The organism is Rhodanobacter sp. K2T2, from assembly GCF_013408815.1.
Lineage (GTDB): Bacteria > Pseudomonadota > Gammaproteobacteria > Xanthomonadales > Rhodanobacteraceae > Rhodanobacter.
Genome location: NZ_JACCCA010000003.1, coordinates 115,897 through 136,725 on the forward strand (window position 1 = coordinate 115,897; position 20,829 = coordinate 136,725).

The following is a 20,829-nucleotide window of genomic DNA, read 5'->3' on the forward strand; positions in this document are numbered from 1 at the left end:
CTAGGCCGTACCCAATCGCCGCGCATCGACCACATTGGGCAATACGGTCAATTTACTGAGCAGGGTCGAGAGCTGTTCGAAGTCGCGCACGCGCAGCGTGTAGCGCATTTCCACTTCCCCGGTGCGGGCAAACAGGCGGCTGGACGAGGCGATGATATGCGCATTGGTATTGCTGATGATGCCGGTCACGTCCTTCTGCAGACCTTTACGGTCGTAACCGCGCACTTCGATATCGATCTCATAGGCTTGATTGGCGGCGTTGCCCCAGCTCACCTCGATGACCCGATCCGGATCGGTGCGCATCAGCCGCGCCAGGCTGGCGCAGTCGGCTCGATGCACCGACACGCCGCGACCCTTGGTGACGAAGCCGCGCACCGCATCGCCCGGCAGCGGTTGGCAGCAGCGCGCCAGCGTGGTGAGCAGGTTGCCAACGCCCTCGATGCTGAGCGCGCTGTGATCGAGAGACGACGGCCGCGCGACGTAGGCCGGCGCCGGCGCGACCGGCGGAGCCGGCGGCTGCGCCGCTTCCTGCAGCACGCGCGAAATCTGCCCGGGCAGCAGTTCGCCGAGCGCCAGCGCGACCAGCAGCTCCTCGTGATTTTTCAGATGAAAGTGCGCCGGCAGCTTGGCGATATCCATGCTCGGCAGCGCCAGCCGCTTCATTTCGCGCTCGAACATCGTGCGGCCCACGGCAACGTTGGCGTCGTGCGCGATGCGCCGGAACCAAGCACGCACCTTGTCCTTCGCCCGCGCCGTCGTGAGATAGCCGTGATGCGGCGACAGCCAGTCGCGGCTGGGCTCGCCCAGTTTGGTGGTGAGTATTTCGACCCGATCGCCGCTCTGCGGCTGAAACGTCAGCGGCACGATGCGGCCGTTGACCTTGGCGCCGCGGCAGCGATGGCCGACTTCCGTGTGCACGAGGTACGCGAAATCCAGCACCGTCGCGCCGTGCGCCAGGTCGAAAATCTCGCCTTTGGGCGTCAGCAGATAGACGCGGTCTTCCAACAGCTCGCTGTGCAGGTCGGCAGCCAGCGCGCTGTCGTCTTCGCCGCGTGGTTCGAGCAGCTTGCGCATCCAGGCGATCTTCGCCTCGAACTCGACGTCGCTGCTGCCGCCCTCCTTGTAGCGCCAGTGCGCGGCCACGCCGAGCTCGTTGGCGTGATGCATTTCGTGCGTGCGTATCTGCACCTCCAGCGTCTTGCCGGATGGCCCGAGCACGGCCGTATGCAGCGAGCGGTAGCCGTTGGCCTTGGGCCGCGCGATGTAGTCGTCGAACTCGCCGGGCAAGTGCGGCCAGCGCGCGTGCACCAGGCCCAGCGCGGCATAGCAGTCGGCCACGCTGTCGACCAGGATGCGCACCGCGCGGATGTCGTACAGGTCGGAAAAATCCAGCGACTTGCGCTGCATCTTTTTCCAGATCGAGTAAATGTGTTTGGGACGGCCGGCCAGGTCAGCGCGGATGCCGGCGGCCTCCAACGTCTGGCCCAGTTCGGTCAGCGCCTCACGAATAAACTTTTCGCGATCGCCGCGGCGCTCGTCGAGCAGCTTGGCGATGCGCCGGTAGACGTCGGGCCGCAGGAAGCGGAAGGCCAGATCCTCCAGCTCCCATTTCAGCTGCCAGATGCCGAGACGATTCGCCAACGGCGCATGGATATCGCGGGTCAGCCGCGCCAGCGCGGCGCTTTGCTCCGTCGGCAAATCCACCGCGGCGCGCATCCGGGCCAGCTGCCGCGCCAGCAAAACAAACACCACCCGCAGATCGCGCACGATCGCCAGCAGCAGACGACGCAAACCCTCCGTCGCCTTGTCCGGCGCGTGCTGCGCGTGCAGCGCCCAGACCTGCTCGGCCGCCTGCTGGCCTTCGACCAGCCGCTTCAGCTCGGCCGGCAAGGTGGTGCTTTGCGCTTTCCATACCTCGGGCGAAACGCGCGCCAGCTCAAACCACAGGGCCGCCGCCTGGGTCTGCGCATCGCAGCCCAGCAGTTCGAGCAAATCCAGCACGTCGCAGCATTCGGCTTCGGGCAAGTGTTGCGACGCGCAGGCGTCCAGCGCGGCCGCCATCACGGGCGGCAGCTGGCCGGCGCGATCGCGCCATTGCTGCAGACTGGAAGGTTTGACGGCTGGCGGCACGAGAGGATAAGTCCTTGAGTTGAGTAGCCATATTAACGGTTGGCCGATGCGATGCGCCGGCCGCATTTGGCATTGCATCAGCGCGTCCAGCGGCAATGCTTGGCTTGAAGGTAAGTTACCGCGCAGAATCGCGCATCGGTCGTGCTTTCGGCCTGCCCGTCTCGCCCACGCTTGTTCGCTATCAAAGGATCCATCCCATGATGATTCGCCTGCGCTACACCCTTCTATCGGCAGCCCTCGCCCTGTGCTGCCTGTCCGCACACGCACAGCAGACCGACGGCCTGCAGCAGCGCATGAGCGCGGACGAGTTCAAGGCCGCCGGACTGGACAAGCTGTCGCCGCAGGAGCTGCAGAATCTTGACGCATGGCTCAGCGCGCATGCCAAGGTCACGACACGCGTCGTCACGCCGACGGGCAAGCCCGTGTTCTATCCCGACCAGGGCAAGCGCGCCAAGATTTTTGCGCACGTGGTCGGACATTTCGATGGCTGGACAGGCGGCAAGACGATCAAGCTCGACAATGGCCAGACCTGGAAACAGGTGGGCGATGAAACGCCGTCATGCATGAGTGCGAACAATCCCTCAGCCAAGGTCAAGCCATCGTTGATGGGCAACTGGCTGATGTTCGTCGACGGCTGCAGTGACACCGTGCACGTGGAACGCGTGAACTAAAGCTCGGTTCGACAAAAGCGGACGCTTAGTCCAGCGCCGCGAGAACTTTTGCCAACCGCTTCGCCGATACCGGCTCAGCGGTTTTAAGCTCTTGCGCAAAAAGCGACACGCGCCATTCCTCGATAAGCCAGCGCAGTTCCGCAAGGTCGACATCGTTGCCCCCCGCGGCGCGATGCTTCAGATATTCGCGCCAATACGGCAGGACCTGCAGCAGTCGCTGCTGGTCCTTTGCCGGATCTTGCTGCAGGCGTTCGGCGCGCAGGCGCATCGCTTTCAGATAACGCGGAAAATGCATCAGCCGCGTCAGCAGCAGCTCGCGCAGAAAGCCCGGGCTGAGCAGACTGTCGAGCTGCTCGTGCAGGTCGTCGTAGCTGGCCTTGGCGAAGCCCAGCAACGGCGGCTGCAGCCATGGCCTGAGCTCGGCCTGCGCCTCGATGATCGGCTCGGCCAGCTTCAGTCGCTCGACGCCGGCGGCGAAGAGCTCACGCGCGCACTGCGTGCGCAACGCCTCGAAAGCGCCGGCCGTTCGGACGTCCAGATCGTGTCGCGCCAACAGATCATCGAAGCCGCCCTCCAGCAGATCCTCACGTAGACCATCGACACCTCCCATAGGCGCATATTTCAGCGCCAGCGCGTTGCCGACCGGCAATCGACGCCGCGCCTGCTTCGCATCGCTGGCCAGCGCATTGCGCAGCAGCCGGATGACGCCCTGTCGATGGGCTTGCGCAGCTTCGTCGCTGCGCTCGAACACCCGCAGCGCCACGGTTTCGCCCAGATCCACCAGCGCCGGAAAAGCCATCAGGCCGCCGTCGGACTGCACGCGCGCCGGTATCTCCTCGAAATCCCAGGTAGCTACCTCTTCTCGCGTGAGCTCGATATCGGTCTTGCGCGAAAATGCCTCGCGTGCCTGGCCCTCCCACTGCCGCCGCAGCGCTACCAGATCACGGCTGGTCGCCAAGGTACGACCCTTCGAGTCGTCGCCTTCGTGCAGGCGGTAGCGCATCGAGAAATGCGCCGGCAGTTCGACCGCAGCAAAGTCAGCAGCACTGATCTCCACGCCGGTCGCGCGCTTGAGAAATGCCGCCAGCGCTTTCGCCAGCGGTTCATCGCGCGGCGACTCGGCTTCGATAAACGCACGCGCAAAATCCGGGGCGGGCACAAAATTGCGCCGCAGCGGTTTGGGCAGGCCGCGGATCAGCTCGGCCACTTTTTCACCGAGCAGACCCGGCACCAACCACTCGCAGCGCGCGGTCGGCAGCGCGTTCAACATCGCCAGCGGCAGGTGAAGCGTGACGCCATCGGCTTCGTCGCCGGGCGTGAAGCGGTATTCGAGGCGGTATCGCTTCGGTGGAATCTCCAGCATCGCCGGAAAGGCCCTGGCATCGAGCCCAAGCCCACCCACCATCACATCATCCAGCGACCAGCGCAGCGCGGCCTGTTCGGTTGGGCGCGCCTTGCGATACCACGCGTCGAGCGCACGGCTGCTGGCGATCTCCTCTGGGATTTTGCCTTCAAAGAAAGCGACGAGATCGTCTTCGTGCCGAATCAGACCCTCACGACGCTGCTTCGCCTCGATACCGAGAGCTTCCTCGAGCACGCGCTGGTTGGCGCGCACAAAGTCCGCCCGACTGTCGATATCGCCGCGGGTCAGCGCCTCGCGCAGGAAGATCGCATGCGCCAGCGGCGGATCCTGCAGCTGAAACGTCACCGGCCGCTTCTCGACCAGCACCAGCCCGAACAGGCTGACCTGTTCGTACGCCACCACGCAGCCACGCTTCTTCGACCAGTGCGCGTCGCGGCAGCTGGCGCGCAGCAGATGCGCTGCCTGCTGCTCGATCCACAGCGGTTCGATGCGCGCATTCATCATGCCCCACACGCGACCGCCCACATCCAGGATCTGCGCGGAAAAAATCCAGGCGGGCGGCACTTTCGACAAAGAGGAACCCGGAAAAACGTGAAACTTTCTTTCGCGCGTGCTGCGATACACGCCCTTGTCGTCCTTGTGGCCGACCTGCGTCGGCAGCCCCGCAAGCAGGCTGCGATGCACCGATTCGAATAGCGCCTCGCCTTTGTCGACCGGCTTGGCACCTGGCACGGCGGCGTCCTGATCGGCATCGGTTGGACCATGATGCGCCATTGCCTGAAAGACTTTCGCCGCAGGTCTTTCGGCCGCGGCCGGCGCGCGCCGGCCGCGTCGACGGCGTCCCGACCCCTGCGACTGGCCGGCTTCCTGCCGCGGCGAGTGCGCGGCAACGTCATCGGCGTTCGCCTCACCATCTTGCCGCCAGCCTAGCTCCTGCATCACCAGCAGCAGCTGTCGATGCAGCTCGCGCCATTCGCGCATGCGCATAAAACTGAGAAAGTGGCGCGAGCACCAGTCGCGCAGCTTGGACTGGGTGAGCTCTTCGTGCACGTCGTGATAGGCGCGCCACAGGTTCAGCACGCCGACGAAGTCGGACTTGGGATCGGCAAACAGCGCATGCGCCGCGTCGGCCTGCTGGCGCGCATCGGCCGGGCGCTCGCGCGGATCCTGCACGCTGAGAAAGCTCACAATGGTCAGCACGTCGCGCAGAGAACCAAGCTTCTCGCCTTCGACCAGCATGCGTGCCAGCTGCACGTCGATCGGAATTTTCGCCAGCATGCGGCCGATGACAGTGAGCTTGCGCGACTCGTCGATGGCCGAAATTTCAGCAAGCCGGCGATAGCCGTCGGTAACCACGCGCGGATCGGGGGCGTCGAGAAACGGGAAGTCTTCCACTTCGCCCAGCTGCAGGGCGAGCATGCGCAGAATCACGTTGGCCAGCGACGAGCGCAGCAGCTCGGGATCGGCGAATTCGGCCCGGCTGGCGAAGTCGGCCTCGTCGTAAAGCCGGTAGCAGATGCCCGCCGACACGCGGCCGCAGCGGCCCTTGCGCTGGTCGGCCGCCGCCTGGGCGATAGGCTCAACGTGCAGCCGCTCGAGCTGGCTGCGCTGGCTGTAACGCTTGACTCGCGCTGTGCCTGTATCGATCACGTAGCGGATGCGCGGCACCGTCAACGAGGTTTCGGCCACGTTGGTGGCCAGGACCACGCGGCGCTTGTTGCCGGGTTTGAACACGCGATCCTGATCACCCGCCGACAGCCGCGCGTACAGCGGCAGAATCTCGGTTTCTCGATACTGCCGACGTGACAGCAGCAGATGCGCGTCGCGGATCTCGCGCTCGCCGGGCAGAAACACCAGCACGTCGCCGCGCGGATCGTCGTGGCTGATTTCATCCAGCACCGCGGCGATATGTTCGGCGCTGCCCTGCTGCATGTCCCGGCTGCCGCGCGAAGATTCGGACGCCGCGCCAATCTGGTCGAGTGAGCGCCAGCGCACTTCCACCGGAAACGCGCGGCCTTCCACCGAGACGATCGGTGCACCCTCGAAATGCTCGGCGAAACGGGCGGTGTCGATGGTCGCCGAGGTGACGATGATCTTCAGTTCGGGACGCTTTCTCGCCAGCCGCTTCAGATAGCCCAGCAGAAAATCGATGTTGAGGCTGCGCTCGTGCGCCTCGTCGATGATGATGGTGTCGTAGTGGCTGAGCCAGGGATCGCCCTGCGTTTCGGCCAGCAGAATGCCGTCGGTCATGAACTTGATCAGGCTGCGCTCGGACACCTGATCGTTGAAGCGCACCTGGAAGCCGACGATCTCGCCGAGCGGCGTGTTCAGCTCCTCGGCCACACGTCGAGCCACCGATCGTGCGGCCAGCCGGCGCGGCTGGGTGCAGCCGATCATGCCCGCCTCGCCGCGGCCAGCGGCCAAACACAGCTTGGGCAGCTGGGTGGTTTTGCCCGAGCCGGTCTCGCCGGCGATCACGACCACCTGATGTTTGCGGATGAGTTCGATGATGTCGTCAGCGCGCGCAGTGATCGGCAGCGACTCGTCCAGCGTGATCGCCGGCTTGGCCGCCGCACGGGCGCGACGCCTTGCCGCAGACGCTTCGATATCAGCAGCAAGCGAAGCCAGCCTGTTTTCATCATCCGGACGACGGGACAGGCCGCGCCAGCGTCCCAGCAGCCGGCCGAAATCGCGGCTGCTTGCGCCGTCTAGCGCCCGGCGCAGGTCGCGCAGGCGGCTATCGGCAGCAGAGTTGGCTTGTGGCTTGGAGGTGTTATTCATGAAGCCGCACATCATAGCCGGTGACTATCGGCGACATCGGCACGATTCATTTCCTTCGTGCGCTCGCAGCGGCTAATGTGAGCACTACAGATTTCACATCGGAAGGAGCAACACATGGCCATTTCCATAGGTATCGACAAAAAAGATCGCGAAGCGATCGCCAAGCACCTGTCCAAGCTGCTGGCGGATACGTACTCGCTCTATCTGAAGACCCACAGCTTCCACTGGAACGTCACCGGCCCGCAGTTCAACTCGCTGCACGCCATGTTCGAAGTGCAATACAACGAGCTGTGGCTGGCCGCCGACGAAGTCGCCGAGCGCATCCGCACGCTCGACGTGGCCGCGCCGGGCTCCTACAGCCAGTTCGGCAAGCTCACCTCGATCAAGGAAGAGGCCGGCGTGCCGGACTGGAAGGAGATGGTCGCCCAGCTCGTCGAAGGCCACGAAATCGCCGCGCACACCGCTCGCGAGACCATCAAGGCCGCCGATGGCCCCGGCGACGAGGGCACGGCCGACATGGTCACTGGCCGCCTGAAAGAGCACGAGAAAACCGCCTGGATGCTGCGCTCACTGCTGAAATAAACAGCCGACACAGCTCTCGCTTAGCCACAGAACGGCGCCATCATGCGATGGCGCCGTTTTCATGTCCGCCGCCGACGGCGCCGCGCGGGGGGCACGGCTGCTACGGCTCTTTCCCGACCCGTCCTGACCTCGCGCTGACCATCTTAGACAAGCTTGGTTGAGCCTACCTCCCGGTATTGGTTAAGCTTCCTGAGCTTATGCGCTTCAACGCAGGCTTTTTCGGGAATTTTTTTGAGCGCCACGGCAGCAAACCAAGACAGCAAGTACCCGCTTCTCTCCGCCCTGGCGATTGCGCTGGTCGTGGCCGCCCTGAATATCGGCTTGTGGTGGTGGGGCAACCTGCCCAACGGGCCGGGCGACTGGCATGGTCAGATCGGCGGTTTCTCTTACTCCGGCTTCCAGCGCTATCAGAGCCCGTTCAACCACGACTTTCCCAGCGACGAGCAGATCGATAACGATCTGAAGCTGCTCAGCCACTACACCTCGCGCATCGCGACCTACTCGATGGTCGAGAACCCGCAGGTCACTCGACTGGCCGAAAAGCAGGGTCTTAAGGTGATGGCCGGCGCACAGATTCTGAAAGGTCTGGACGGTAACGAGAAAGAGATCGACGCGCTGATTGCCCAGGCCCGCCGCTACCCGGGTACGATCGATCGGGTCATCGTGGGCAACGAAGTTCTGTTCCGAAACGACCTTACGCCCGAACAGATGATGGCCTATGCCGACCGGGTGCGCGCCGCGCTGCACCAGCCGGTATCCATCGCCGAACCCGACTACATCTGGCTGAAGTATCCCGAGCTGGCCGACCACGTCGACTTCATCACCATCCATCTGTTCCCGTTCTGGAACGGCGTGACCGTATCCAGCGGTGAAGACGGCCAGTCCGACGCGGTTGGGCAGGCGCTCGGCGCCTATCACGCGATCCAGCAGCGCTTTCCGAACAAGCACATCGTGGTCGGCGAAATCGGCTGGCCGTCCGCCGGCGATCGCCAGAAGCAGTCCTATCCGTCGATCTCCAACGAGGCGATCTTCGACCGCCTGTGGCTGAACGAGGCCAAGAAAGAGAACATCGACTACTACCTGTTCGAAGCCTTCGACCAGCCGTGGAAAGAAAATCTCGGTGAAGGCCGCACCGGCGCCTACTGGGGCGTGTTCAACGCCGATCGCCAACTGAAGTTCCCCCTGACCGGCCCGATCATCGAGGACACCAGCTGGCCGTGGAAGGCGCTGGCTGCGAGCCTTTTGGCACTGCTGCCGATGATCTGGTTCGCCCGTCGCTTCAGCCGCTTCAAGCCGATGGGCCGGCTGTTTTTCTGCGCCTTGATCCAGCTGGCCTGCGGGCTGCTGACCTGGTCGGCGACGCTGCCGTTCAACTTCTATCTGAGCTGGATCGACTGGACCATGCTGGCCCTGCTGTTCCCGGCGCAGATCGCGATCCTGGCCATTTTGCTGATCAACGGCTTCGAATTCACCGAAGTGCTGTGGCGCCGCCAGTGGGTGCGCAGTGCCGGCATGCTGCGGCCGGATCGCCCGGAAAAGCAGCCGTTCGTGTCGATCCATCTGGCCTGTTACAACGAGCCGCCGGAGATGGTCATCATCACGCTCGATTCGCTGGCCGCGCTCGACTACGCCAACTTCGAAGTGCTGGTGATCGACAACAACACCAAGAATCCGGACGTGTGGAAACCGGTGCAGGCGTACTGCGAGCAGCTCGGCAAGCGCTTCCGCTTCTTCCATCTGGAACCGTGGCCAGGCTTCAAAGCCGGCGCGCTGAACTTCGGCCTGAAGGAAACCGACCCCGCCGCCGACGTGGTGGCGGTGATCGACGCCGACTACGAGGTGCGCAGCGACTGGCTGGCCACGCTCACCGGCCACTTTCACGATCCAAAGGTCGCCGTGGTGCAGTGCCCGCAGGCGCATCGCGAGTTCGAGAACAATACGTTCCGCCGCATGACCGCGTGGGAATACGATGGCTTCTTCCGCATCGGCATGCATCACCGCAACGAGCGCAACGCGATCATCCAGCACGGCACCATGACCATGGTGCGACGTTCGGCGCTGGAAGGCACCGGCGGCTGGTCGGAATGGACGATCTGCGAGGACGCCGAGCTCGGCCTGCGCCTGATGCACTCCGGCTACGACCTGGTCTACGTCGACGAGCTGATGGGCAAGGGTCTGACCCCGGCCGACTTCAAGGCGTACAAGAGCCAGCGCTACCGCTGGGCCTTCGGCGCGATGCAGATCCTCAAGGGCCGCTGGCGCTGGATGACCAAGCCGGGCCCCCTGTCTGGCGGTCAGCGCTTCCACTTCCTCACCGGCTGGTTCAGCTGGTTCGCCGATGCGCTGCATCTGCTTTTCAGCCTGATGGCGATTTTCTGGACCGCCGGCATGGTCGCTTTCCCCGAACTGTTCAGCCTGCCGATGCAGCTGTTCCTGATTCCGATCATCGGCTTCTTCTTCGCCAAGGCGATCTTCGGCATCGTGTTGTATCGCGCTCGCGTTCCTTGCAGCTGGTACGACACGCTGATGGCCTCGCTGGCCAGCATGGGCCTGAGCCATGCGATCGCGCGCGGCATCCTGCACGGTCTCACGCGCGAAAAAACCTCCTTCGTGGTGACCGCAAAGAGTCGGCGCCTGGGCGAATCGAGCTTCGCGGCGTTTGCACCGGTGCGCGAGGAAATGATGATGGCCTTCGCCATCAGCATGTGCGTGGTCGGCATCGCCATGGGCTACGCCTCGCATCTCATCGAAGGCAAGCTGTGGATCTTCATCCTGTGCGCGCAGTCGATTCCGTATTTCTCGGCCGTGGCCGGTGCATGGATCGCCCATCGGGCCGGCGACAAGGCCGGTTGAACGCCCGCCGCCAGGTCGCGCGTCCATGACTCGACTGCCGGCTGCCTCGATGGGTAGCACCCGCTGCGGTACCTAGCCCAGCAGCGGGGAAACGGCCTGAACTCATCGGTCCTGCACTGATCAGTTCTGTATCGCTGGGTTACCTTCATACAACGCGGACATTTGTGTAAGTAAGTTCGACGTTTGTATCGAAGCTATTGAGGACGAAACCCCACGCATGCGCCGATTTTCACGACGCTCGCCGCTTCTGCTGATCGTTGCTCTGCTGCTGTCGACGCCGCTGGCGCACGCCGCCGTCCAGCTGACGGTGGACGGCGTGGACGACACGCTCAAAGGCGCGGTGACGTCCGGCGTGGAGCTTTCCCAGTACGCCGCGCGCGACATCAGTGCCGCGCAGGTGCGCAGGCTCTACGAAAACGCGCCTGCCCAGGTGAAAGCGGCGCTGGCGCCCTACGGCTATTACGACGCAACCACCACCGGCGACATCCAGCAGCAGGGCAAGGACTGGAAAGTGGCCCTACACGTCACGCCCGGCGAGCCGGTGAAAATCACGGCCGTCAATCTCAGCATGGACAAACAGGCATCGGACATCGCGCCGATCCGCCGATCCATGCGCGCGCTGGAACGCCAGAAAGGCCAGCCGCTGAACGACGGCGCCTACGACGATCTGCGCGATCGCATCAGCGGTTCGTTGACCGCCAACGGATTTCTCGATGCGAAGCTGGTCACGCATCGGGTCGAGGTGAATCGCGCCGAGCACAGCGCCGTGATCAACCTGTCTTGGCAGGCCGGCCAGCGCTATCGCTACGGTCAGGTGCATTTCGACAATTCGCAGTTCCGCGAGGACTTTCTCGATCGCTACGTGCCGTTCAAGCCCGGCGACTATTTCTCGCAGGACCAGCTGCTGCAGCTGCAGCAGGCGCTGAACGGCGCCGACTATTTTTCGGTCGTCAACGTGCTGCCCGATGTGGATACCGCGAAAAACGGCGTCGTCGATATTACCGTGCAGCTGGCGCCGGCCAAGCGCACGATTTATACCGGCGGTCCGTTCATCGGCACCGATACCGGCCTGGGTGTGCGCGGCGGCATCGAGCGGCGCTGGGTCAACGACCGCGGGCACAAGTGGAAAAACGAGGTCGTACTGGCACAGCGCCTGAAAACGGTTTCCACGCTTTACTCCATTCCCCTGCCTGGGCAGAACCAGCGCAGCCTGAACTATGGCGCCACCTATCGCGATTCCGATACCGATACCTCGCAATCGCGCACGCTGGAGCTGGTCGCCAACGAAACCGAGCTATGGCGCGGCTGGACGCGCACGATCGGCCTGCATGCGCTGTCCGGCACCTTCACTGTCGGCAAGATCGGCGACGAGCCTGACAACACACCGGGCCTCGAACATGGACGCAGCACCGAGGTGTTTGGTCAGGCTTCGCTGTCGCGCAAGAAGGCCGACAACCCCAACTTCGTCCACCACGGCTGGTCGCTCAGCCTCACCGCCAGCAGCACCGCCGGCACTCTGCTGTCCGATGCGCGCTTCAGCCAGCTGATGGCCAACGCGAAGTGGATCGATGCCTTCGGTGCCGACGATCGCAACCGGCTGATTCTGCGCGGCACCGCCGGCGTCACCTGGACGAACGACTTCACTGCCCTACCGCCGCAGCTGCGCTTTTTCGCCGGCGGCGACCAGTCGATCCGCGGTTACGGCTATCAACAGGTCGGCCCGCTCAACAGCTACGGCCGCGTGATCGGCGGTGAAAACCTGCTCGTCGCGAGCACCGAAGTGGAGCATTACTTCAACCGCACCTGGGGTATGGCCGCATTCGTCGACGCAGGCAACGCTTTCACCGGCACTTCTTTCAGCCCCGTCATCGGCGCCGGGCTCGGCGTGCGGTATCTGTCGCCGGTCGGCATGATACGCGTCGATATCGGCACCCCCATCCACAACTCTCGCCAGAGCGGTCTCGAACTGCATCTGGTGATCGGGCCGGATCTATGAGCGACCTCGGCAGCGTGAATCCACCCGCAGCTCCCACCGCGGCACCGCGCCGCCGCCGGCTGCGCTGGATCGGCGTCACCGTGCTGACGCTGTTGCTGCTGACCGTTGCCGGCAGCGCGTGGCTGCTCGGTACGTCATCGGGCTTGCGCTTCGCGCTCGCGCGCGCGCAATCGCTGACGCACGGCGCACTGCAAGTGCAGTCGGCCGCAGGGCGCCTGCTCGGCCCGCTAGATCTCTCCGGCGTGCGCTATCGCGACGGCAGCGGACTCGAGGCGCAGGTCGCCAAGGCGCACCTCGAACTGCGCGCATGGCCGCTGCTGCGCAAACAGCTGCAGGTGATCGATCTCGACGTCGAGGGCGTCGACGTGACTCTTGCACCGAGCTCGCCGAGCACGGAAAAAGGCGATTCGAGCTTTTCGCTGAAACCGCCGCTCGACCTGCTGCTCGATCGCGTGCATGTCGGCACGGTGAACATCACCCAGGGCGGCCAACCGTTGTTCGCCTCGAACACCCTCGATCTGGCCGGCAGCTGGACCGCTAATGGCATCGAGCTGCGCCAGCTCGACCTACGATCGCCGGACGGCCATGCCGCGCTCGGCGGCAAGCTGGCGGTCGGTAAAAACTATCGGGGTGACGGCAGCGCGAGCTTCGCCTGGAAGGTCGGCGGCAACGATTACGCCGGCAGCCTCGCCGCGCACAGCGACGGCGATCGCGCGCACGTGGACGTCAAACTGGCGCAGCCGATGGTCGCGCAGCTGCAGCTCGATCTTCGGCAAAGCGGCGATTTCGTTTGGACGGCCAAACTCGACGCACCGGGTTTCGATCCGAAGCCGTTGATCGGCCCCAGCTCGCTCACGGCATTGGCCGTTTCGCTGCAGGGGCACGGCGACCGCTACAGCGGCAACCTCGACGGCACGCTGGACCTCAACGACTACAAGTTGCTGCTGCAGCCGCTCAGCGTGCAGTTCAGCCATGACTTCAAGACGCTGACCCTGCGTCAGCTCAATGTCGGCTCGCCGCAGATCAAGGGTAGCGTCGCCGCCAGCGGCACGGTACAGCTCGATGCGCAGCCGATCAGCGCCGACCTGACCGTTCAATGGAACGATCTGCAGCTGCCGACCGAGTTGGTCGGCCAACCGCTGGTCAGCCACGGCACACTGAAAGCCAAAGGCAGCGCCAACCGCTACCACGCCGAAGGCGATGTCGCGATCGGCCCGCCGGGCAAGCTGGCCGCGCTCGCGCTGAATCTCGACGGCACGCCGCAGCAGATCGCGCTGCACACGCTGGCGCTGAAGCAGGCGCGTGGCGGCATGCAGGTCAGCGGCACGCTGACCCTGCAACCGGCGCTGGCCTGGCAGGTCGACGCTACCGCCGATCAGCTCGATCCCGGCCAGCTGCTGGCCGGCTGGAACGGGGCGCTGAACTTCGACATCGCCAGCCACGGTACGCTTCCGCAGAACCGCCCCGACGTGACGCTGGAAATCCGCAAGCTCGGTGGCACGCTGCGCCAGCGCGCGATCAAGGGCGACGGCAGCCTGCATCTTTCACCCGACCAAATCGTCGACGGCCAGCTCAACCTGGCCTCGGGCGGCAGTACCGTGCGCATCGACGCAAAAAGGTCGGACAACGGCGCCACCGCCGCCAACGACATCGCGCTGAATCTCGCTGTGACATCGCTGGGCGACTGGCTGCCCAATGCCGGCGGCCGCTTGAACGGCGGGTTCCACGTGCGCGGCCGGCAGCCGAAGCTCAGCATCGACGGTCAGCTGCAGGGACAGTCCATCGCGTATCAGCAGCAGCGCGTCGCCGGACTGCAGCTGGACGCCAACGTGCCGGACATCAGCCATCCCGGCGGCAAGTTCAACCTGCAGCTGCATGGCGTCAACGCCGGCGGCCTGCTGTTTTCGCAGATAGGCCTGCTGGCCAGTGGCACCGCGGCACAGCACCGTTTGAATCTCGATGCGCGCGGTACGCAGCTTTCGGCAACGCTGGCACTGAGCGGCTCGTTGAAGGGCTCGGACTGGCGAGGCACGCTGTCCGAGCTCACCGTGCTCCCGCAGGGGTTGCCCGGTCTGCGCCTGCAGCAACCCTCGCAACTGGCTTACGTCGCAGGCGCGATGAGCATGTCGGACACCTGCCTCAGCGCCGGCGATCCGCTGCTTTGCGTGCAGGCCACGCAGGACAAGGCCGGCAACCTCGACGCCAGCTATCGCCTGCGCCAGCTGCCGCTGGCCCTGCTGATGAACGCCGCGGGCGAAGCCAATCTACCGATGCGTGCAGACGGCATGCTCGAAGGCAACGGCAGCATCCGCCGCAACGCCGCCGGTGCGTTCAGCGGCAACGCGTCGATCACCTCGGCGCATGGCAGTGTCACCTATACCGATCACGCGGAAGCGCCGCTGATCACCTACGACCGGTTGACTCTTGCTGCGACGCTGTCGCCCGATAGCCAGCACGTCGAACTGCATAGCGGCCTGGACAGCGGCGGACGTCTGGATGGCCAAATCACCGTCAGCGGCGCGCAGCAGGCGCTGGCGGGACAGCTGGACCTGCACCTCAACAAACTGGGCTTTGTCGAGCTGCTGACCAGCGACGTGGCCAACGTCAAGGGTGCCTTAGTCGGCAGCTTTCGTATCGGCGGCACGCTCAAGCAACCCTCGTTGCTGGGCAACGCCTCGCTCAGCAACTTCGCCGCCGAAGTGCCTGTGGCCGGGCTCAAGCTGACCCAAGGCAAGCTCGTGGTCAGCGCGCTCGACAGCCAGCACTTCCGCTTGGACGGCACGGTGCAATCCGGCAAAGGCTCGTTGGCGATCGGCGGCAGCGTCGGCTTGGGCGCCACGGCACAGACCCTGGTGACCTTGAAAGGCAGCCGGTTCACCGCCGCCGATATCCCGGCCGCCAAAGTGGTGATCTCGCCCGACATGACGATCAAACAGGACAGCAAGGGCATCGCCATCGGCGGCGGAGTGACGCTGGACAGCGCGGACATCAATCTCGAAAAGCTGCCCGGCGCCGGCGCGACCAAGGCATCGCCGGACATCGTGCTGGTCGATCAGAAGCCGCAGGATCGGGAGCAGGCGGCCACCGCGCTGCCGATCAGCGCGCAGGTGAAGGTCGATCTTGGCGACAAGACGCATCTGGTCGGCAAGGGACTCGACGGCAAATTGAGCGGCCAGCTCACCGTCAGCGACACGCCCGGTCGCGCAACGACCGGCCGCGGCCAGATCGCCGTCGACGGCACCTACAAGGCCTACGGTCAGAACCTGCAGATCGAGAACGGCCAGCTGCTCTTCGCCACCACGCCGATCGACAACCCGGGCCTCAACATTCGCGCCGTGCGCAAAATCAATCCGAACAACACCATCGACGACGGCCAGGTCGTCGGCCTGCTCATCGCCGGTACGGCGCAGCGGCCGAACATCACCGTCTTTTCCAATCCGGTGATGCAACAGTCCGACGCGCTGTCCTACCTGATTACCGGCAAGCCGCTGTCGGACGTCAAGGGTGGCGAAGGCAGCGCGGTGAGTTCGGCGGCGCAGGCGCTGGGTTCGGCCGGCGGCAACATGCTCGCCAAGAGCATCGGCACACGACTGGGCGTGGACGACATCGGCGTTACCAGCAGCGATGCGCTGAACGGCAACTCGGCGTTCACCGTGGGCAAGTATTTGTCGCCGCGGCTTTATCTGAGTTACGGCGTCGGCCTGTTCGACCCCGGCCAGGTGATTACCCTGCGCTATCGGCTGACCCAGCGCTGGAACTTCGAGGCGCAAAACGCTACGGACTTCAATCGCGCCAGCCTGAACTATCGCTACGAGCGGTAACGGTCGCGACAGCAACCGTTCAAATCACGCCCTGATAATCCACCCCACCGCACACTTGGGCGTCTGAAATGGCGGCGTGCTCGCGCAATGTTTCGACTTCTCACGGGTCGTTAGGTTCGACGGAACGTCCCTGAAAGAAACCGCATGGCAGGATTTTCGCCCTTAACCCTTACCTGAGAGGTTGTCCCGTGACCCGCATGCCGCTTGCACGAAACGCGATGTACACCCTGCTCTGCGCAGGCTTCGTAGCGATGGCAGGCTGCAATCAGCCCGCATCGCCGTCGCAGCCGCCGGCAAGTTCCGCATCTGCGCCAGCACCGGCGCAAACCAGCGCGGGCGCACAGCAAGCCGCCTATACGCCGCCGAGCGCTGACCAGCTCTATCAGATGGTGGCACCCATCGCACTGTTCCCGGACAAGCTGGTGGCTCAGGTGCTTGCGGGCTCGACCTATCCGGATCAAATTACGGCCGCCGACAGCGTGGTCGATCAGAACCCCAACCTCAAGGGCGAACCCCTGCAAACCGCGATCGCCCAGCAACCGTGGGATCCGAGCGTCAAGGGCCTGACCGTTTTCCCCAGCGTGCTCGATCAGATGGCCAAGAATATCGACTGGACCACTTCGCTCGGCGAAGCCTATGTCAACGACCCGACCGATGTAATGAATGCCATTCAGGTGATGCGGCAGCGCGCTGCCTCGCACGGCAGCCTTAAAACCTCTTCGCAATTGACCGTGCAAACCCAAACGGTGACGCCGGTCGATTACGCCAGCAACGGCGGTCAGCCGGTGTATTCGGTAGTGCCAGCGCCGAGCCAGGTGATCGAAATCCAGCCGACCGATCCCGATACGGTTTACGTGCCGCAGTACAACCCGCAGGTCGTTTATGGCGAAGAAGTGCCCTATTACCCGGGTTACACCTATGTGCAGCCGCGCGGCTACAGCGGCGGCGATCTGATCGTGGCCGGCGCCATCGGTTTCGGTGCCGCCGTCCTGGTCGGCTCGCTGTTCGGCCACCACCATGACGGTGGCTATGGCTGGAACAACTGGGGCATGAACTGGGGCGGCCACGGTGGCGGCGGTTATGGTGGCGGCTACGGCGGCGGCGGGCGCCCGGCGGTGGTCTATAACAACAATACCTATGTGTCGCGTTCCACCACGGTGGTCAATCACAACATCACCAACAACTACAACAATCGCACGGTCAACAACATCAATAACAACCGCAATGTTGGCAATACGATCGTCAACAACCGTCCCGGTGCCGGCCCGGTGGGCGCGCTAGCCAATGGACGTCCAAACGGATTTGCCCAGCATGGCGCGACCGCGCCAAACTTCGGCGTGAATGCTGCTGCTCAGCGCGGCATCGCGGGCAATCCGGGCGTGGCGCGGCTGAACGCGAGCGGTGCCGTCGGTACCCACGGCCCGATGAGCATGCCGCACTTCAATGGTGTGCCGCGTCCGGGTGTGACCACGGCGCAAAGCGAGCGCAACGCTGCACACGCCACGCCGAACGGTTTTGCGCACGCCAACGCCGCCAACATCGCGCACAGTGAGCCGAACGCACAAGCCAACCGCGAAGCGATCAACCATCGGGTCGGCAATGCTGCCCAGCGCCCGGTCGAGCCGACACGCGGCGCCGGCTTCGCGCCGCAGCAGCGCCCGAATACCGCGATGCAACAGCACGCAGCGGCACGTCCCGCCGAAGCGCAGCGTTTCAACCAGACGCAGCGCGTGAATCAGCCGGAGCAGCATCAGGCGGCCGCGCCGCGCCCGTCAGAGCATCCGATGGCGCAGCCGCGCCCGAGCATGGAGCAACCGCGGCAGGTCGCGCATCAGCAAGCGGCACCTCGTCCGCAGCAGCAGCATGGCGGCGGCCATCCCGCTCCGCATCCGGCCGAGCGGCACAAGGACGACAAGCACCGTTGACTGCACTGATCGAGCGAACGGTCCACCGTTCGCTCGATAGCCGACGCGGCTGGCGCAGGCCGATACCCCCTGCGCCAGCAACCAAGGCAAGCTCCATGGCTCACAAACTGCATGGCCCATCGGGCATGCACACAGATAGGTCATGCACACAGAGGGCATCGGGCGCGGTTTATCGTGGGGCGCTTTTTTCCTGAAGGTGTAGCCAGCCATGTCGACCCAACGATGGATTCTTGCCGCGGCCATTCTCTGCAGCCTCGGCGTTGCGACCACCGAGGCCGCGGACGCGCCGCGCGGCCCGTCGGGCATCGACCTGGCCGGCATCGATCACAGCATCAAACCCGGTGATGACTTCGACGGCTACGCCAACGAAAACTGGCGCAAGACCGCGGTGATTCCCGCCGATCGTTCCAGCACCGGCGTATTTCTGCAGGTGTTCGAGAAAGCCGAAAAGCGCAACGCCGAACTGATCAAGACCATCGCAGCCAGCAAGGCGCCGGCTGGCACCAATCAGCGCAAGATCGCCGACTACTACGCCGCCTTCATGGATATGGCCAGTATCGAGAAACGTGGCCTCGCGCCGCTGCAGCCGCAGCTCAAGGCGATTGCCGCCATCGACAGCAAAGAGGCGCTGGCGGCCGAACTCGGCAGCGAACTGCGCGCCGACGTGGACCCGATCAACGCGACCCATTTCAGCACCGAGCATCTGTTCGGCCTGTTCGTGACGCAGGGGCTGGAAGACCCCTCGCGCAGCGTGCCGTACCTGCTGCAGGGTGGGCTGGGCATGCCGAACCGCGACTACTACCTCGATACCGACAAGGACATGGCGGGCTTTCGCGCCAAGTATCAGGCTTATATCGCCACGCAATTGAAAAACGCCGGCATCGCCGATGCGGACGACAAGGCCAAGGCCGTCTTCGATCTGGAAACCAAGATCGCCAAGGCGCAGGAAAGCCTGGTCGACAGCGAGGACGTGCACAAGGCCAACAATCCCTGGTCGCTGGCCGACTTTGCCGGCAAGGCGCCCGGCCTGGACTGGGCCGCCTATTTCAAGGCTGCGGGGCTGGATAGCCAGAAGCAGATCGTTGCTTGGCAGCCGGCAGCCATCACCGCTGAATCGGCGTTGGTAGGCAACGAGCCGCTGGAAACCTGGAAGGCTTTCCTCACTTTCCACACCATCAACCATGTCGCCAACCTGCTGCCCAAGGCCTATGCCGACGCCAACTTCGAGTTCTATGGCCACACGCTGCAGGGCACACCGACGCAGAGCGAGCGCTGGAAGCTGGCGCTTGGCGCGGTGAATCGGGATCTCGGCGATGCGGTCGGCCAGCTCTACGTCAAGCAGTACTTTCCCGCCTCGTCCAAGGCTGAAGTGCAGCAGATGGTCAGCAATATCCTGGCCGCGTTCGACAGCCGCGTGGACCAGCTGACCTGGATGACGCCGGCGACCAAGGCCAAGGCCAAAGCCAAGATCGCCACCACCCATGTCGGCGTGGGCTATCCGGAAACCTGGCGCAATTACGCCGATCTCACCATCAAGGCCGACGACACGGTCGGCAATCATCTGCGTGCCGAAGCGCACGAATACCAGCACCAGAAGGCAAAACTCGGCGCGCCGGTCGATCGCAACGAATGGTGGATGACGCCGCAGACGGTCAACGCGGTGAATCTGCCGCTGCAGAACGCGCTGAATTTTCCGGCGGCGATTCTCGAGGCGCCGTTCTTCGACCCCAAGGCCGACCCTGCCGCCAACTACGGCTCGATCGGCGCCGTGATCGGTCACGAGATCAGCCACAGCTTCGACAATACCGGCGCCGAGTTCGACGCCAGCGGCAAGCTGGCCAATTGGTGGACGCCGGCCGACCAGGCGCACTTCAAGGCCGCCACGCAGAAGCTGGTGGCGCAGTACAACGCCTACGAGGCGCTGCCCGGCCTGCACATCAACGGCCAGCAGACGCTGGGCGAGAACATCGCCGACGTCTCCGGACTCACCGTGGCCTATCTCGCTTATCACAAGTCGCTCGGCGGCAAGCCCGCGCCGGTGATCGACGGACTCACCGGCGACCAGCGGTTCTTCCTCGCCTTCGCGCAGTCGTGGCGCGAAAAGACCCGCGACGCGGCGATGCGCGCGCAGGTGATTTCCGATGGCCACGCGCCCGGCAATTTCCGCGCGCAGACCGTGCGCAATCTCGACGCCTGGTACGACGCGTTTTCGCCGCAGCCGGGCGAAAAACTTTACCTTGCGCCGGACGATCGCGTGCGCATCTGGTAAGACCTCGTATGCAAACGTGTCTAGTCGCCGCGAAGTACCGTTGCCCGCTAACTTGAACACAACAACTGTCGAGGACTCGCCATGGGACGCTTCGTCATCGTTGCTTACACGCCCAAACCCGGCAAGGAGGAGCAGCTGCTTGCCGTCGTAAAAAAGCATCTGGATGTACTGGCGGCGGAAAATCTGATCACGGATCGTCCGGGCTATGTTATGCGCGCGGTCGACGGATCCATCGTCGAGGTATTCGAATGGCGGTCGGCCGAGGCCATCGCGCAGGCGCATACGAATGCGGCAGTCGGCGCACTATGGGCCGAGTTCGGCGCGGCCTGCGATTACACGCCGCTGGCTCGGTTGAAGGAATCACAGCAGATGTTTGCCGAATTCGATGCCATAGCGCTTTGACCTTCGGCCATGCTGCAGCGTGGCACGCCCGGCAAG

Annotated in this window: 10 protein-coding genes; 8 read left to right on the top strand and 2 right to left on the bottom strand. The window is 64.3% G+C overall.

Features of this window, described 5'->3' with window-relative positions; all coding sequences use genetic code 11:
* A complete protein-coding gene (locus tag HDE78_RS06220) occupies positions 1–2,130 on the bottom strand; it encodes a bifunctional (p)ppGpp synthetase/guanosine-3',5'-bis(diphosphate) 3'-pyrophosphohydrolase (protein WP_179477673.1) in 2,130 nt (709 codons plus the stop codon).
* 197 nt (positions 2,131–2,327) lie between these two features.
* On the opposite strand from HDE78_RS06220, the gene HDE78_RS06225 reads away from it, so the two are divergent.
* The gene (locus tag HDE78_RS06225; protein ID WP_179477674.1) at positions 2,328–2,801 is read left to right on the top strand and encodes a hypothetical protein; all 474 of its coding nucleotides are present in this window, start codon (positions 2,328–2,330) and stop codon (positions 2,799–2,801) included.
* Between the two features lie 25 nt (positions 2,802–2,826).
* Here HDE78_RS06225 and hrpA read toward each other — a convergent pair whose 3' ends face one another.
* Complete coding sequence (hrpA, locus tag HDE78_RS06230) at positions 2,827–6,945, bottom strand: ATP-dependent RNA helicase HrpA (protein ID WP_179477675.1); 4,119 nt, start codon at positions 6,943–6,945, stop codon at positions 2,827–2,829.
* Positions 6,946–7,059: 114 nt separating this feature from the next.
* Between hrpA and HDE78_RS06235 the strand changes: the two genes are divergently transcribed.
* From HDE78_RS06235 to HDE78_RS06265, 7 genes are all read left to right on the top strand, one after another.
* A complete protein-coding gene (locus HDE78_RS06235) occupies positions 7,060–7,527 on the top strand; it encodes a Dps family protein (protein ID WP_179477676.1) in 468 nt (155 codons plus the stop codon).
* Between the two features lie 231 nt (positions 7,528–7,758).
* Positions 7,759–10,380: a glycosyltransferase family 2 protein gene (locus HDE78_RS06240; RefSeq protein ID WP_179477677.1), complete on the top strand. Its 2,622-nt coding sequence runs from the start codon at positions 7,759–7,761 to the stop codon at positions 10,378–10,380.
* 217 nt (positions 10,381–10,597) lie between these two features.
* Positions 10,598–12,376, top strand: a complete 1,779-nt coding sequence (locus tag HDE78_RS06245) for an autotransporter assembly complex family protein (RefSeq protein ID WP_179477678.1) — start codon at positions 10,598–10,600, stop codon at positions 12,374–12,376.
* Positions 12,373–16,197 (top strand): translocation/assembly module TamB domain-containing protein, encoded by a 3,825-nt coding sequence (locus HDE78_RS06250; protein WP_179477679.1) that lies wholly within the window; start codon positions 12,373–12,375, stop codon positions 16,195–16,197. Before HDE78_RS06245 ends, HDE78_RS06250 begins: the two co-directional genes overlap by 4 nt.
* A 197-nt stretch (positions 16,198–16,394) precedes the next feature.
* Positions 16,395–18,122, top strand: a complete 1,728-nt coding sequence (locus tag HDE78_RS20820; RefSeq protein ID WP_218862100.1) for a DUF3300 domain-containing protein — start codon at positions 16,395–16,397, stop codon at positions 18,120–18,122.
* Positions 18,123–18,330: 208 nt separating this feature from the next.
* Positions 18,331–20,391: a M13 family metallopeptidase gene (locus HDE78_RS06260; protein WP_179477680.1), complete on the top strand. Its 2,061-nt coding sequence runs from the start codon at positions 18,331–18,333 to the stop codon at positions 20,389–20,391.
* 81 nt (positions 20,392–20,472) lie between these two features.
* Positions 20,473–20,793, top strand: a complete 321-nt coding sequence (locus tag HDE78_RS06265; protein WP_179477681.1) for a hypothetical protein — start codon at positions 20,473–20,475, stop codon at positions 20,791–20,793.
* The last annotated feature ends 36 nt before the right edge of the window (positions 20,794–20,829 follow it).

Excerpts from the sequence above, each read along its gene's own strand:
- HDE78_RS06265 (WP_179477681.1), top strand. The coding sequence starts at position 20,473 with ATGGGACGCTTCGTCATCGTTGCTTACACGCCCAAACCCGGCAAGGAG.
- hrpA (WP_179477675.1), bottom strand. The coding sequence starts at position 6,945 with ATGAATAACACCTCCAAGCCACAAGCCAACTCTGCTGCCGATAGCCGC.
- HDE78_RS06245 (WP_179477678.1), top strand. The coding sequence starts at position 10,598 with ATGCGCCGATTTTCACGACGCTCGCCGCTTCTGCTGATCGTTGCTCTG.
- HDE78_RS20820 (WP_218862100.1), top strand. The coding sequence starts at position 16,395 with ATGCCGCTTGCACGAAACGCGATGTACACCCTGCTCTGCGCAGGCTTC.
- HDE78_RS06225 (WP_179477674.1), top strand. The coding sequence starts at position 2,328 with ATGATGATTCGCCTGCGCTACACCCTTCTATCGGCAGCCCTCGCCCTG.
- HDE78_RS06235 (WP_179477676.1), top strand. The coding sequence starts at position 7,060 with ATGGCCATTTCCATAGGTATCGACAAAAAAGATCGCGAAGCGATCGCC.
- HDE78_RS06260 (WP_179477680.1), top strand. The coding sequence starts at position 18,331 with ATGTCGACCCAACGATGGATTCTTGCCGCGGCCATTCTCTGCAGCCTC.
- HDE78_RS06250 (WP_179477679.1), top strand. The coding sequence starts at position 12,373 with ATGAGCGACCTCGGCAGCGTGAATCCACCCGCAGCTCCCACCGCGGCA.